At 63.5% G+C, this 14615-nt stretch carries 14 protein-coding genes; 9 read left to right on the top strand and 5 right to left on the bottom strand.

The window, feature by feature from the left end; translation table 11 throughout:
* Positions 1-74 precede the first annotated feature (74 nt).
* The 4 genes from ACSQ3N_RS15175 (at position 75) to ACSQ3N_RS15160 (ending at position 4570) form a co-directional block, all read left to right on the top strand.
* Positions 75-521 carry a hypothetical protein gene (locus tag ACSQ3N_RS15175; protein WP_156372006.1) on the top strand — a complete coding sequence of 149 codons (447 nt, stop codon included), beginning with the start codon at positions 75-77 and terminating at the stop codon, positions 519-521.
* A gap of 318 nt (positions 522-839) precedes the next feature.
* The gene (locus ACSQ3N_RS15170) at positions 840-1928 is read left to right on the top strand and encodes a DUF4062 domain-containing protein (RefSeq protein ID WP_436146701.1); all 1089 of its coding nucleotides are present in this window, start codon (positions 840-842) and stop codon (positions 1926-1928) included.
* Between the two features lie 956 nt (positions 1929-2884).
* Positions 2885-3106, top strand: a complete 222-nt coding sequence (locus tag ACSQ3N_RS15165; RefSeq protein WP_436146700.1) for a hypothetical protein — start codon at positions 2885-2887, stop codon at positions 3104-3106.
* A 246-nt stretch (positions 3107-3352) separates the two neighbouring features.
* Positions 3353-4570, top strand: a complete 1218-nt coding sequence (locus ACSQ3N_RS15160; protein ID WP_436146699.1) for a multidrug effflux MFS transporter — start codon at positions 3353-3355, stop codon at positions 4568-4570.
* A gap of 124 nt (positions 4571-4694) precedes the next feature.
* On the opposite strand, the gene ACSQ3N_RS15155 is transcribed toward ACSQ3N_RS15160, so the two are convergent.
* From ACSQ3N_RS15155 to ACSQ3N_RS15135, 5 genes are all read right to left on the bottom strand, one after another.
* Positions 4695-5612 (bottom strand): NAD(P)H-hydrate dehydratase, encoded by a 918-nt coding sequence (locus ACSQ3N_RS15155; protein ID WP_436146698.1) that lies wholly within the window; start codon positions 5610-5612, stop codon positions 4695-4697.
* Between the two features lie 2 nt (positions 5613-5614).
* On the bottom strand, positions 5615-6382 hold the full coding sequence (locus tag ACSQ3N_RS15150; protein ID WP_436146697.1) for a histidine phosphatase family protein: 768 nt from the start codon (positions 6380-6382) through the stop codon (positions 5615-5617).
* 14 nt (positions 6383-6396) lie between these two features.
* On the bottom strand, positions 6397-6684 hold the full coding sequence (locus ACSQ3N_RS15145; RefSeq protein ID WP_436146696.1) for a hypothetical protein: 288 nt from the start codon (positions 6682-6684) through the stop codon (positions 6397-6399).
* Positions 6685-6782: 98 nt separating this feature from the next.
* Positions 6783-7931 carry a DUF72 domain-containing protein gene (locus ACSQ3N_RS15140; RefSeq protein WP_436146695.1) on the bottom strand — a complete coding sequence of 383 codons (1149 nt, stop codon included), beginning with the start codon at positions 7929-7931 and terminating at the stop codon, positions 6783-6785.
* A 53-nt stretch (positions 7932-7984) separates the two neighbouring features.
* Positions 7985-8392, bottom strand: a complete 408-nt coding sequence (locus ACSQ3N_RS15135) for a hypothetical protein (protein ID WP_436146694.1) — start codon at positions 8390-8392, stop codon at positions 7985-7987.
* Positions 8393-8560: 168 nt separating this feature from the next.
* Here ACSQ3N_RS15135 and ACSQ3N_RS15130 point away from each other — a divergent pair, with 168 nt between their 5' ends.
* The 5 genes from ACSQ3N_RS15130 (at position 8561) to ACSQ3N_RS15110 (ending at position 14579) form a co-directional block, all read left to right on the top strand.
* A complete protein-coding gene (locus tag ACSQ3N_RS15130; RefSeq protein WP_436146693.1) occupies positions 8561-10930 on the top strand; it encodes a Tex family protein in 2370 nt (789 codons plus the stop codon).
* A gap of 60 nt (positions 10931-10990) precedes the next feature.
* Positions 10991-11818: an HDOD domain-containing protein gene (locus ACSQ3N_RS15125; RefSeq protein WP_056165464.1), complete on the top strand. Its 828-nt coding sequence runs from the start codon at positions 10991-10993 to the stop codon at positions 11816-11818.
* A 112-nt stretch (positions 11819-11930) separates the two neighbouring features.
* Positions 11931-13211, top strand: a complete 1281-nt coding sequence (locus ACSQ3N_RS15120; RefSeq protein WP_056165466.1) for a patatin-like phospholipase family protein — start codon at positions 11931-11933, stop codon at positions 13209-13211.
* Positions 13212-13380: 169 nt separating this feature from the next.
* Positions 13381-14037 (top strand): peptidoglycan recognition protein family protein, encoded by a 657-nt coding sequence (locus tag ACSQ3N_RS15115; RefSeq protein ID WP_082516813.1) that lies wholly within the window; start codon positions 13381-13383, stop codon positions 14035-14037.
* Complete coding sequence (locus ACSQ3N_RS15110; protein ID WP_156372007.1) at positions 14031-14579, top strand: hypothetical protein; 549 nt, start codon at positions 14031-14033, stop codon at positions 14577-14579. The genes ACSQ3N_RS15115 and ACSQ3N_RS15110 overlap by 7 nt, the downstream gene beginning before the upstream one ends.
* Positions 14580-14615: the final 36 nt, after the last annotated feature.

Genomic DNA, 14615 nt, shown 5'->3' with positions numbered 1-14615 from the left:
AGCGTGGGCCTTGATTTCATGGGAGTGCCGCGCTGATACGATGACCGAAATCGGCCACAAGCAGGCGTTCGGCAATGCAAGATTTTCCATTCATACGCACCCCCGACATCTTCGTTTTGACCGTAGATATTGAGACGCCTGGATTGTCGCGAAACTTCTTTCGAACTCAATGGGGCGAATCGACCGAGGAACTTTGCTTCTTTGATGGCACTTTGCTGGGTCTCGTGGAGCCGACTACCAACGCCAGCAAATTGCAACTTTCGTTGGTTCCCAGATTGGACCCGCGTCGCACATATCCCTGGCCGACCGCTAGTGAATTTGCAGATGCACTATCTGCTATTTGTGACGCAGCGCGAAGCCTGAACCTTTGGTGCGAAGTCGATGCTGACCAGTATCCGGTGACCTTGGTTTCCGACCCGGTGCTAGTTGCCGAGCTGCAGAAACAGGTGCTGGCCTTCTGTAGAGGTCAGTCCGAAGTTTGCCCCTCGTTTTCCACCGGAGGCACCTTCCCATTTTCGTGAAGGGTAGTCGGCTTTGGGCCCTGAGCAGTCTTTCCTATAAGACCCGCAAAGGCGTCATCTGATGGTGTACGGACCAGGGGATGGCCCAATCTGCGCGCAGGCTGTAGTATTTGAACCGAATGCATTCGCGGACCGATTAGCAACCGAGGGGCTGTCGGTTCCATGGCTGGACTAAGTGTTTTGATCATTTGCAGTTCGTGTGCTGCCGGAATAGGCTGCGAGCAGACTGCAGCTTTGTTCCCCAATCAATTTAGACCGCTAGCGCTAGATATGGCCTGCGGGTTGGCTCGTTCAACATTAAGTTAGGTCTCTTCATCAATGGACAAGCGCTATCAAGTATTCGTCAGCTCCACGTATGAGGACCTGCGCGCCGAGCGTCAGGAAGTGATGCAAGCATTGCTTGAGTTGGACTGCATCCCATCAGGCATGGAGCTTTTCCCAGCTGCTGATGAGGAACAATGGAGTCTAATAAAGCGCGTTATCGATGAATGCGACTACTACATCATCATCTGCGCAGGTCGCTATGGAAGCGTTGCGCCAAGTGGCCTTAGCTACACCGAAATGGAATATCGGTATGCTTTAGAAACAGGTAAACCAACGCTAGCCTTCCTCCATAAAACGCCCGCGAACCTCCCCTCAGCGAAGTGCGAGCAAACCGATGAAGGGAGAGCCAAGCTTCTTGCCTTCCGATCATCTGTTAGCCAAAAGCTGTGCAAGTTCTGGGAAGGCCCTGCGGAGCTCGGCTCAGTAGTTAGCCGCAGCGTCGTGAAGCTAATCAAGCAGCAGCCAGGGGTGGGCTGGGTCCGATCCAACGAATTGATTGATGGGGCTGCAGCGGCGGAGGTGCTCCGCTTGCGCCGTCAGATTGAAGAACTAGAAGCCAAGCTCTCGGCGGTCCGCAACTCTGCCCCACCTGGAACGGAACAACTATCGCAAGGATACGAGGAGTATTCGGTCAACTACCGTTTTGACTCCTTTGACTCATCCCGTAATAGCTGGGCCTGGAACTTAAGCATCGATCTTTCTTGGAACGCGATCTTCTACGACGTTGGACCTTACCTGATTGATGAGGCATCCGAAGCCGGCCTTCGCATCTCGATGAACAAGATGGTCCAAGCTCGCTCCCGTGCGCAGCGGTCTACTGAAGAGCGCCTGCGCGGCCACATAAATCTGCGCAATTTCGAGATCGATGACCATGACTACCAGACCGTCAAGATTCAGCTGCGCGCATTGGGCCTAATCGCGAAGAGTGAGAAAACACGCAGCGTCAAGGACGCGGGAACGTACTGGACACTCACGCCATATGGAGACCAAGTTCTGACGAGCCTTCGAGCTATACGGACGGAGGATGACGACACCGATGAAGAGGCTGACGACAATGATGAGCAGGCGCGTGAAGAGGTCTAACTGGCTGTCATGACGAACCTAGCAGGCGCTGTCTGTTAGGCTCCATCCGTTTTGCTCCGGCACAGCTCACCGCAGACGTTGAGCGTCCGGTTCACCGAAGTGCCACTGACTGCTCCTGGCCGAATTCTGCCCGATGGCGAGGGACGTTAGCGGGCCCAAGGCTGCAGGCCACCCTCTACCCAAACCAGATAGGGACCTATGTATCGGAACGGTCTAGCAGCGATTTTCCTAGCGCTTGAGCATCAGCCAGTGAACCCACAAGAGACGGACCTTCCCACAGCTGCCACTCGGCGCTTTCTTCGTTTCGCAATCGGCGCTCAAACACTGTGAGCTTCATGACAGTGCCGTCAGCCGAACGAGTTGCGCGGGCGAATCGACACCTATCCACCGAAAGAAGCGTCCAAATCTCAATCTCTCTTGTTGTCTCAAGAAGCAGTATCGATCCATCGATTTCTACTGGTGCAAACTCTTGAGGATCATTTGCCGCCCCGCCCGTGCCCCACAGGTCCGCACCTTTCCCGCCCCGACGTTCTGCGGCAAGGGCACTGAGGTTCAACAGCCAACGCAGTGGATTCATTGACAGTAAGGTTTTCTGCTGGCCGATTGCATTTGTCGAGCTACCAGAATTTATACCAAGGCTTCTCTGTCCCAACTGGAATCGATCTTGCCGCCTGAAAGGGAGCATGGCAGGCCTCAGCTTGCAATATCTCTACAAGGTCAGAGTCCAGTTGTGCAAATCCCCTATCCGACAGTAGTCGGTGGTTGGGATTCGCAGAGTAGGTTGACACGTCCAATAGGCCTTTGTGCACTTGAAATCCGCCGACGATGTCTTCGGGTGGTACTGGACCTTGTGGAGATGGTGTCCGCGCATCGATGATGAACACATGGCCCTCCCATTGGCTCCTAGCAGCCGCTTGAAGGGCTGGAAGGCTCGGGCTATGTCTTCGAATAACGTCATGCATGAACTCGACGAACGCGGGATTCCGCGCAAAGTTTGTCGACTCGATCACATCCGTTGTGGATGGCTGAATCAACTGACCAACGATCTGCCTTGGGTTCAGCCCACTGAGTTGAGCTTCGGATACGGTCGCCAGGGCAATGATGGTTTTCTCGCCGCTCTCATCCTTAACTTGGCAAGCAATTACGGGCAATGTCCGCGTTGGCATTTGATGAAATAGAGAATTTGTATTGATGGATCGCAAGTCATTGCGCTTGCACCGGACGACCGCTGCTGGCCGACAGCGGAAGTCTAGCCGCCTGCTGCGACGCACCGCGTCCAAATCCGATGTCGAAGTTTCCAACGAACAGTGGCGTTCGCATCACGCGAAATCGCGGCCGTAGTAATCTGCCGCCTGCATGCGCGCAAGCAGGGGAATTCAGGGTTTTCCCGCACCCGCGCACCAAACTGGTGACAATGGCCGGCTATGCAAACGACCCGTTTCTTCAAGATGGCCCTCATCCTGGGCCTGCTCTCGGCCATCGGCCCCTTTGCCATCGACATGTACCTGCCGGCGCTGCCCGAGATCGGCGCCAGCCTGGGGGCGGACGTCTCCGCGGTGCAGTGGAGCCTCACGGCGTTCTTCGTCTCGCTGGGCGTGGGCCAGCTGTTCTACGGACCCATCTCCGACATGGTGGGGCGCAAGCCGCCGCTGTATGCCGGGCTACTGCTCTTCACCGTGGCCAGCGTGGGCTGCGCGTTGGCGACCGACATCGAGACGCTGGTGGCCCTGCGTTTCGTGCAGGGGCTGGGCGCTGCGGCGGGCATGGCGATACCGCGGGCCGTGGTGCGCGACCTGCACACGGGCACCGAGGCCGCGCGGCTGATGTCGCTGCTGATGCTGGTGTTCAGCATTTCGCCATTGCTCGCGCCCCTGGCCGGCAGCGGCGTGATCGCCGTGACGGGCTGGCGTGGCGTGTTTTGGGCGGTGGCCGTGGCGGCGGTGGCCGGGCTGGTCCTGGTGTCTCAGGGCCTGCAGGAGACGCGACCCGCGGCCGACCGGCTGGAGAGCAGCCTGGGCAGCGCGCTGTCGGGCTACGCGCTGCTGCTGCGCGACTGGCACTACCTGGGCTTGGTGTTCATCGGCGGCTGCTCGATGGCGGGCTTCTTCGTGTACCTGGCGGGCTCGCCGTTTGTGCTGATCAATCACTACGGCCTCACGCCGGTGCAGTACAGCCTGGCGTTCTCGGTCAACGCGGCGGCGTTCTTTGCGGCGGCGCAGTTCAATGCGCAGCTGGGGCGGCGTTTTGGTTTGGTGAACACGGTCAAGGCGGCCGTCACCGGGGCGGGAGTGATCATGGTGGCCCTCCTGGCCTATTACCTGGCCGGGGGCGACCAGCTGGCCGTGCTGCTGGGGCTGTACTTCTTCGCCAGCGCACTCATGGGGCTGGTGATCCCGACCACCTCGGTGCTGGCGCTGGAGGAGCATGGCGCCATCGCAGGCACCGCATCGGCCCTGTTGGGCACGCTGCAGATGCTGATCGGCGCCGTGGCCATGGGCGTGGTGGGCCTGTTTGCCACCGGCAAACCGCTGCCGATGGTGGTGGGCATGGCCAGTGGCGCGCTGATGGGCCTGGTGCTGACCTGGGTGACGCTGGGGCGCAGCCGAGCGGTGCCAGGTGATGGGCACGGTCAGGCTTTGTAGGGCCAAAAAGACCCCAAAGCTCCGAGCCCACGGCCCGCAGCTCAACGACACGGTTGCGGCCATATGCTATCGAAAATATAGCTGCTAGCGCTCACCCAGAGCGCGGCAGGGCAGATTTTTTTGCTTATCCCGCTGGCCCTTTGCCACCGGTGCGTCGCCTTATGGCGTGGATGAGTGCAGGCACCTGCGCGGACAGTTCGCGTGCCAGGTAGCCCAGGGTGCCCTGCTCTCGGGCCAGCGCAGCGCCCGCGCGTGCATGCAGCAGCACGCCCCAGGCGCAGGCGTGCAGCGGCTGTGCGCCACGCGCTGCCAGCCCGCCGATCAACCCGGCCAAGGTGTCGCCCGAGCCCGATGTGGCCAGCCCTGGCGTGCCCCCCGCAAACCGCAGCGCGCTGCCGTCGGGTTGCGCAATGAAGGTGATGCCCCCCTTGAGCGCCACGCACGCCCCCCAGCGCTGCGCGCCAGCGCGCACGGCGGCCAACGGGTCGGCCAGTATTTCGTCCTTGGATTGGCCTGTGAGGTGGGCCATCTCGCCAGCGTGCGGCGTCATCACTACCGGCTGATCGAAGGGCCGGTCGCCCACGGCAGACATGGCGTAGGCATCGAGCACCACCGTGCTCTGCGTGAACAGCGGCAGCATGGTGCGCACAAAGGCCACGCTGCGTGCTTCGTCCAGCATGCCGGGGCCCAGCACCACGGCGCTCACCTTTTCTGCCAGCGGGCCCAGGCGGTCGCAGTCCCGTGCGGCAAAGCCGCCGCCGCGTGTTTCCGCCAGGCCCATCACACGCGCCTCGGGTATGGCCAGGGCCAGGCCCAGTGCCACACGCTCGGGTGCGGCCACCGTCAGCTTGCCGGCACCCGCGCGCAGCGCGGCAATGGCGGCCAGCAGGGCGGCGCCCGGCATCTCGTGGCTGCCTGCCACCACTAGCACATGGCCGCGCGTTTCCTTGTCTGCATGGTCGCCCGGATCGGGCAGCGGCCAGCGGGCGAGCAGCGACTCCGTCAGCGCCCGGGGGCGGGGCAACCGTGCATGGGTAGACATGGTCAGGGCTTGGGGGCGGTGGTGGCGTCGGGCTCGCTGGTCACCGCGGCGTTGGCAGCGTGCAGCGGCGCGAGGAAGTTGGCCTGTACCAGCTGCATGGCCTGGTCGGTACGGCCTTCACCTTCCGCGTGGGCGCGGTAGATGGTCACCGCACAGTTGGGCACGTCGCCCTCGCGATCGATGGCGAGGATTTGTTCCTCGGTCATCTGCTCGATGAGGTAGCGCATGCAGTTGACGATGACCTGGTGGGCCACCACCAGCACCCGCCGCCCCGCGTATTCGCGCGTGACCATCTCCTGCAGGCTGCGCAGGCGCAGGATCACGTCGCACCAGCTCTCGCCGCCCGGCGGGCGGAAGTAGAACTTGCCCACGTGCGTGCGCTGCTCGTGCAGCTGGGCGTGCTGCTGCTGGATGCCGAACTTGGTGAGCCGGTCCAGAATGCCGAACTCCTTTTCGCGCAGACGCTCGTCCAGGCGCAGAGTGACATGTTCGAGCCGACTGTGCTCGGCCACCAGCCGCGCGGTCTGCACCGCGCGTATGTAGGGCGAGCACAGGATCACCTCGGGCTGTGCATCCACCGGCTGCTGGCCCCACCATTGCCCCAGGGCAATGGATTGTTCGGTGCCCAGGTCCGACAGCGGCACATCGATGTCGCGCCAAGCGAGGTCAATGGTCTCCAGGCCCGCGGCCTCAGCGGCATCGCGGGCCACGTTGCCGGCACTTTGTCCATGCCGTACCACCCACAGCGCGGCGGGCCAACGGGTTTCCATGGCGGTGCAGCGGGTCAGCGCGTGGTGCGGTCGCGCAGTGCGCGGACCACACCTGCAACGCCTGCGCCAGGGGCGCTGGCACGCGCCAACTTGCCCACCACGCCATCCCGGCCCGATGCGGCGCGGGCGATCAGTGCGCTGCCGACGGCGCGCCCGACCATGCGGCCGAGAAAGCCCCTGCTTTTGCCGGCGCTGCGCATGACCAGCAGGCCGGCTCCCAGTACCAACCAATGCTCTGCAGGGAAGCTCGGGCGTGCCTCATCCCAATTGCGTACTTCTTTGACTTTTTGGCGAATGCCCATGTGTGGTTCCCCTTGGATTGGATGTCGTTGCCTTCATCGTTGCCGAGGTGAATGCCGCACGCTGTCAGCCTGCGGTTTTGCTGGCGGTGATCCGTGTCCTACACCGCTGTGCCGGCGGACTCGACTTGGGCCGACGCATCGGCACCGGGCGTGGCGTGCCCGCTGGCCCCAGCCACCGCGCGCGCCAGCCCCAGCACCGTGTGCGGGGCTGAGCCTTCGGCGTGGTTGCTGATGGTGACGAACGCGTTCTGACCGCGCCCGGTCATGCCCGCAATCACGGCGGCCAGCTCGGTGCGGGTTTCTTCGTCGGGGTGGTGCAGGCGGTCGTAGGGCTGGTACAGCTTTTCGGCGTCTTCGTAGCCGTACGGTCCGTGCACCGGGTGCAGGTTCCAGCGGCACACCAGCGGGCCGGGCCACAGCGCGCGCAGCACCGGCAACTGATCCTTCAGGGCCGGCATCTTGGCGTGCAGGCCCAGGCAGTAGGTGGCGCCGGCCTCGCGCAGCACGGCGGCGAAGTTGGGGGTCAGCCACTCGGGGTCGCGCACCTCCACAGCGATCACGCCGTCGGGTGCCAGCGGGGCCAGTGCGGGCTGCGCGAGCAGCATGGCGCGCAGGCGCTCCAGCAGCAGCGGTAGGCGGTCGAGCTGCGCCAGCGGCAGCGGGCTGAGCTGGAACACCAGCACCCCCAGCTTGTGCCCCAGGCCCTGCAGGGCGGGCTCCACGAACTCGCTGCGGGCCAGGTCGGGGCTCAGGAACGCGGGGTTGGGCTCGCGGCCCCGGCCATCCTCGGCGCGCACCAGCGCATCGGTGACCAGGCTGGGCGCCTTCACCACGAAGCGGAAGTCGTCAGGCACCTGCGAGGCATAGCGCTCGTACTGGCTCACCGTGAGCGGACGGTAGAAGCTGCGGTCGATGCTCACGGTGCGCAGCAATGGGTGCAGGGCGTACACCGGCAGGCCTTGTTTGGACAGCATGGACTCGGAATGTTCGCCCTCCCACACCAGGCCTTTCCAGCCGGGGTAGGTCCACGACGACGTGCCCATGCGCAGTTGCGGGGGCAAGGCGTCAGCCAGGACACGCAGGTCGTCGTGGCCGGGGGCGGGGTGCACGCCGGTGCGGCGAGGTCGGGAGGGTGGTGCCGGGTGGGTGCCGAGCCCGTCCGTGGGCGTGTACGACTCGGGTGGCTGCTTGTGGGGGGCGGGCGAGGGCGGCGGTGCGGGCGGGCCGCCGAACAGGTCGTCTTGCATTCAGGCGGGTAGGGCGGGTCGTTGGTGCTTGTGTGGGCAGGTGGGCGCGTGGCTCAGAGCCCTCCGAACAGCCCGCTTTCGTCGAGTAGTTCGTAGGTGATCTCGGGGCGCTGGTCCAGGCTCTTCTTGATGGCGGCGGGGATGGCCTGGCGCGTCTTGCGGCACAGGCCGGGCTGGTCCAGCACCAGGATGGCGATGCCGCGCAGCGTGCGCACCTCGTTCGGGCCGGGGGTGATGGACAGGCGCACGCCGAGCTGCTGCTCCAGGCGCGCCTGCATGCGGCGCAGGTCTTCAAGGCTGGTCAGGTTTTCCAGCCGCTCGAGCAGTTTCTTTTCTTCGGCGCGTGTCAGGCGAAGAATGCGCACGTCGCCGCCAGGCGCCTCGATCAATGCGTCCCGCCCGCAGACGCAGGTGCCGGGCGGGCATTCGGTGCGGATGGGGAAAGGGATGGGGTCGTTCATGGCAGCCTGCGCATTCTAGGGACCTCTGCAGGACCACCACGCCGTGGGGTCGGGTGGGGGCCAAAGCGCCTGTGGCAAACTCCCGCGCTTCGCGTTTTGTTTGTTTCAGAACCGGCTGCGCCCCGCAGGGCAAAGGCCGGTTCGCCGTCAGAGAGAGTTCGCCCACACATGCAGCAGATCATCCGGCAGTTGGCCGCAGAAATCAGGGTCAGTGAACAACAGGTGCGTACAGCCGTCGAGCTGCTGGACGGTGGGGCCACCGTGCCTTTCATCGCACGCTACCGCAAGGAAGTGACCGGCGGCCTGGACGACATCCAACTGCGTGAGATCGAAGCGCGCCTGTCGTACCTGCGCGAGCTGGAAGACCGCCGCGCCGCGGTGCTCAAGAGCATCGACGAGCAGGGCAAGCTGACCGATGCGCTGCGCGCTGCCATCGCCGCCGCGCCCACCAAGCAAGAGCTGGAAGACATCTACCTGCCCTTCAAGCAAAAGCGCCGCACCAAGGGCCAGATCGCCCGCGAGTTCGGCATTGAGCCGCTGGCCGACAAGCTGTTTGCGGACCCCACGCTCGACCCCGCCACGGAAGCAGCGGCCTTCACCAAGCCCCCCGAGGTGCTGGACGACGGCAAGCCCGGCGCCGACTTCTCCACCGTGCCCGCCGTGCTCGACGGTGTGCGCGACATCCTGTCCGAGCGCTGGGCCGAAGACGCCGTGCTGGTACAGGGCCTGCGCGAATGGCTGTGGGCCGAGGGCCTGCTGCGCAGCAAGAAGGTCGATGGCAAGAACGAGAACGACCCCGAGGTCTCCAAGTTCCGCGACTACTTCGAATACGACGAGCCCATCGGCCGCGTGCCGTCGCACCGCGCGCTGGCGGTGTTCCGCGGCCGGGGGCTGGAGATTCTGGAAGCCAAGCTGGTGCTGCCTGTCGAACCCGAGCCCGGCAAGCCCAGCCTGGCCGAGGGCAAGATCGCCCTGCACCTGGGCTGGAGCCACGCGGCTCGCCCCGCCGACGACCTGATCCGCAAGAGCGTGGCCTGGACCTGGCGCGTGAAGCTGTCGCTGTCGACCGAGCGCGACCTGTTCGCCCGTCTGCGCGACGACGCCGAGAAGGTCGCCATCAAGGTGTTTGCCGACAACCTGCGCGACCTGTTGCTGGCCGCACCCGCCGGCCCGCGCGTGGTAATGGGGCTGGACCCGGGCATCCGCACCGGCGTGAAGGTGGCCGTGGTGGACGACACCGGCAAGCTGGTCGAGACGGCCACCGTGTTCCCGCACGAGCCGCGCCGCGACTGGGAAGGCTCGCTGCACACCCTGGCCAAGCTGGCCGAGAAGCACGGCGTGAACCTGATTGCGATTGGCAACGGCACCGCCAGCCGCGAGACCGACAAGCTGGCAGCCGACCTGATCAAGTTGGCCGCCAAAGCCGAGCGCGCCATCGAGAAAGTGGTGGTGAGCGAGGCCGGTGCGTCCGTCTATTCCGCCAGCGAATACGCCTCGCAGGAGATGCCCGATGTGGACGTGAGCCTGCGCGGTGCGGCCTCCATCGCCCGGCGCCTGCAGGACCCGCTGGCCGAGCTGGTCAAGATCGACCCCAAGAGCATCGGCGTGGGCCAGTACCAGCACGACGTGAACCAGAGCGAGCTGGCCCGCACCCTGAGCACGGTGGTGGAAGACTGCGTGAACTCGGTGGGCGTGGACCTGAACACGGCCAGCGTGCCGTTGCTCAGCCGCGTGTCGGGCCTGTCGGGCAGCGTGGCCAAGGCCGTGGTGCGCTGGCGCGAAGCCAACGGCGCGTTCAAGAGCCGCAAGCAGCTCATGGACGTGGCGGGCCTGGGCGCCAAGACCTTTGAGCAGAGCGCGGGATTCCTGCGCATCCGAGGCGGCGAGAACCCGCTCGACATGACCGGCGTGCACCCCGAGACCTACCCCGTGGTCGAGCAGATCATGGAGAAGACGGGCAAGCCCGTGGCCGAGATCATGGGCCGCGCCGACATGCTCAAGACCCTGAAGCCCGAGCTGTTCGCCAACGACAAGTTCGGCGTCATCACCGTCAAGGACATCCTGGGCGAGCTGGAAAAGCCCGGCCGCGACCCGCGCCCGGACTTCAAGGTGGCGCGCTTCAACGACGGCGTGGAGGACATCAAGGACCTCAAGGAAGGCATGATCCTGGAGGGCACGGTGAGCAACGTGGCTCAGTTCGGCGCCTTCATCGACCTGGGGGTGCACCAGGACGGCCTGGTGCATGTGAGCCAGCTGGCGCACAAGTTCGTGACCGATGCACGCGAAGTGGTCAAGACCGGCGACATCGTCAAGGTCAAGGTCATGGAGGTGGATGTGGAACGCAAGCGCATCGGGCTGTCGATGAAACTCGATGCCGCACCGCCGCGCCAAAGCGGCGACCGCGGTGCACCGCGGGACAACCGCTTCGAGGGCGCCGGCCGGGGCTATGCGCAGCCGCAGCGCCGGGCCAACGAACCCGCGCAGCAGTCGGCCATGGCGTCGGCGTTCGCCAAGTTGCAACAGGCCAAGAATCGTTAGGCGCCGGGCGGTGAGGGCGGGCCATAATCGGCCCAACCAAACCCTTCGGTGCCATACCCCATGGAGTTGAACGCACTGCTGGCCCAACCAGTGGCATTGCCCAGCCTGCCGCGCGCCGTGGCGCTGCTGATGAACGAGCTGGCGCACGACGAGCCCAGCCTGCGGCGCCTGAGCCAGCTTTTCGGCACCGACCCCACGCTGGCGGCACGGCTGCTGGAGCTGGCCAACTCGCCCACCTTTCAGCTGCCGCGCCAGATCGCCGGCATCCCGGAAGCGCTGGCGCTGCTGGGCACCGGGCAGGTGCGCGCACTGGTGTCGTCGGCCACGCTGGGCACGACGTCCCGCTCGGTGCCGGGTGTGAACATGCAGCAGTTCTGGCGCTACAGCCTGAACACCGCCAAGCTCGCGCGGTCGCTCGCAGGCATCGTGCACCAGAACCAGATCGCCGCCTTCACGGCCGGACTGCTGCATGCGCTGGGCGAGCTGGTGATCCACCTGGCCGACCCGGACAAGGCGCACTCCGTCAACACCCTGGTCGCGCCGTTCGACCTGCGGCGCGGCAAGATCGAGCACCGCATCTTCGGCTACAGCTACGGCCACGTCACCGCGGCCCTGGCCCGCCGGTGGCAGCTGCCCGAAACGGTGGTGGACGCCCTGCAGCACCAGGGCGCACCTTTCGACAACAACGTCTACGAGCCGCTGGCCGGCGTCATCCACCTGGCCTCCTGGCGCGCCCGCGCCCGCGAGGCCGAGCTGGATGACCGGGAGCTGGCGGTGTCGTTCCCCGGCGAGGTGGGCCTGACGCTGGGGCTCGACATCGACATGGTGCTGCAGCAGGACCCGATCGACTGGACGGTGAAGCCCGAGGCGGCCGACTACGTGGTGTGAACTGGCCGCCAAGCCCGGGTGCGGCGTATCGCCCGCAGCGGGTGATTCGCAGGGCCGTGGCGGATGACAGCGCGACAGGCGTAAGCGCCGGGCTTTGCGACAATCCCCGCCCATGAAAGCCCTGCGCATCCATGCCGGCCCCCGCGCCCGCGAACACCTTGAACAACACGGCCTGCAGCCCGCCGATGTGGGCGTGATCCCCGGCGCAGCGGGTGGTCCCAAGGGGCTCATCCTGGGGCCCATGGACCGGTTCATCTTCGGCCAGTGGCTGCCGCAATCCACCCAGCCGGTGCACCTGGTCGGCGCCTCCATCGGCGCGTGGCGCATGGCCACGGCCTGCCTGCAGGATTCGGTGGCGGCATTCGAGCGGCTGGAGCACGACTACATCCACCAGAACTACGACCTGCCGCCCGGCAAGAAGCGGCCCACGGCGGCCCACGTGAGCGAGCGGTTCGGCCAGAACCTTGATGCGTTCTACGGCGGCCGGGTGGACGAGGTGCTCAACCACCCGCGCTACCGGCTGCACATCGTCACCTCGCGCGGGCGCCACATGCTGCGGCGTGAGCACGGCCTGGCCACGCCGCTGGGCTATCTGGGCGCTTTCCTGACCAACACCGTGCACCGCAAGGCCCTGGGCGCCTGGCTGGAGCGGGTGGTGTTTTCATCGCCCGATGCCGTGGGCACGGGGGCCGACGCTGCCGCCCGGGCATGCGCTGCGCTGCCCTTTGCCACGTCGGACTACCGCACGCGGCAGGTGCTGCTGAACGCCGGCAACTTCATGCCGGCGCTGCAGGCCAGCTGCTCCATCCCCTTCGTACTGCAGGCGGTGCACAACATTCCGGGCGCTCCGCGGGGGGCTTACTGGGATGGCGGCATCACCGACTACCACCTGCACCTGGCGTACGGCAAGCCATCGCAGACTTCTAAACCTACACCGACACCCACATCGGCACCGATGCCGGCGCAAGCGCAGTCACGGACACCGGACACGATGTTGGATGGTGCTATTGATTTAATAGCTGGTAGCGCAAGCGGAGAGAGCGGTGGCAGCCAAAATCAACACAAATACCCTTCGCGCCCATCGCCCGGGCTGGTGCTGTACCCGCATTTCCAGCACAGCGTGGTCCCCGGCTGGCTGGACAAAGGCCTCAAGTGGCGCCACCGCTCCACCGCCGCCCTGGACAACATGGTGGTGCTGTCACCCAGCCCGGACTGGGTGCGCTCCCTGCCCAATGCCAAGCTGCCGGACCGCAACGACTTCACCCACTACGGCACCGACAGCGCTGCACGCGCCAAGGCTTGGCTCACGGCCACACGCGCTAGCCAGCAACTGGTGGACGAATGGGTAACCTGGCTGGAGCGGGTGAATATGACGCAAGTAGGCATTTTGTAACAGAGATACAGGGTATCGTGACTATCTCAGGGTATATCTGTCGTCACGGGAGTCGCATTCATCGCTGCCAATCTTGTTGTGCGCAAGTTTCAAAAAACACAAGTGTTTCTAATTTTATAGATTGCTATCGTCTGATAAATACAATCGCCTGATATTCACAGGAGTTGAGATGCTGCAAATTGATGAGCAAGGCATGCTGGTTTCCGCGCATGTACGTCCTAGGCGGTTTTCGCAGATCGAAAGACAGCCGTTGACTGACGTGAAAGGGATTATTGTTCATCAAACTGGCGCAGACCGTGCTTCAAGCTCCCTCAACAGCTACGCAAACGCAAAGGCAAACGGCGCGCATTTTCTTATCGACAAGGACGGGGTCATCTACCAGACAGCTTCTGTGTTCAAACGAACCAACCACGTTGGCGCACTGCAGGCACGTTGTCTGGCTGAATATTCGTGTAAACCCGCGGCGTTTGCAAAATCCAAAGGTTTCCCACAAGAAAGTGCCGTAGACCGGATGCACGAGATCGAAATGCTGAAGTCTACGCTGTCCAGATACCCATCTAACGTGGATAGCATAGGAATAGAAATTGCCGGAAAAGCATTTCTGCCGCCTGGAAAGTCGGCCCCGGCTGGAGCTTCTCCAAGACAAAAAGAGGTCTATTTCAACAACAATTCGGTATATGAAGACGTGAATCATGCGCAAAACTTATCTTTGCGCTGGCTGGTCTCCGAATTGCGGCAAACACTTCAAATCGCCGAATCAGAAGTGTTTCGCCATCCGGTGGTCAGCAGAAAGAATCCGACCGAAGCGAGCACAGCATCATGGTGATCAAGCCTTTGTTGGTAGGCGTATCGATCGCGTCGCTCGCATTGCCTTGTCTTGCAGAAAATAAGGGCGAGCCGGCCTTTCAGCCCCCTTCAAGCAATGGCTTGATTGTAAAAAACGCTAACGAGGTGAAGGCAGGCCTCGACAGCTGCACTGGCATCCAATCGCGGGACGAACGCGAAGATTGCGTGAGAAATACCGCCAGAGCCTTTCCACTCGGCACCATCAAGAACGTCAAGGTTAAAAATTCGCATTACTTTGATGCAGATGGAAAAATTTGCACCGGTGACGCTGGTCCTCGCTTGACGGAATCGGGTGTGCGTTTCTTTATCAAGAACTCTGTGCCTGTCTCGCAGATGGCCGTGATGAATTATTACGGGCAGCAGGGTGAGTGCAGCAGCGAAAATGTGAAAATCACATTTTCCAATGGAAGAACTGCCCATTTTTCGCTGTCCAGCGAAGGCAAGGTGGGCTACCTCTCTCCGTTGCAAAAGGGAAAAGAGACAGACGTCTTTTTCTATTACTGTGAGCCATGTTCAAAATAACGGTGTTTGCGCTGCATGTAGTAATTTGACGCTGTC

Origin of the sequence: Acidovorax sp. LjRoot194 (assembly GCF_964253015.1) — a bacterium.
Classification (GTDB): domain Bacteria; phylum Pseudomonadota; class Gammaproteobacteria; order Burkholderiales; family Burkholderiaceae_C; genus Acidovorax.
This window is presented reverse-complemented; position numbering and strand designations above follow the sequence as displayed.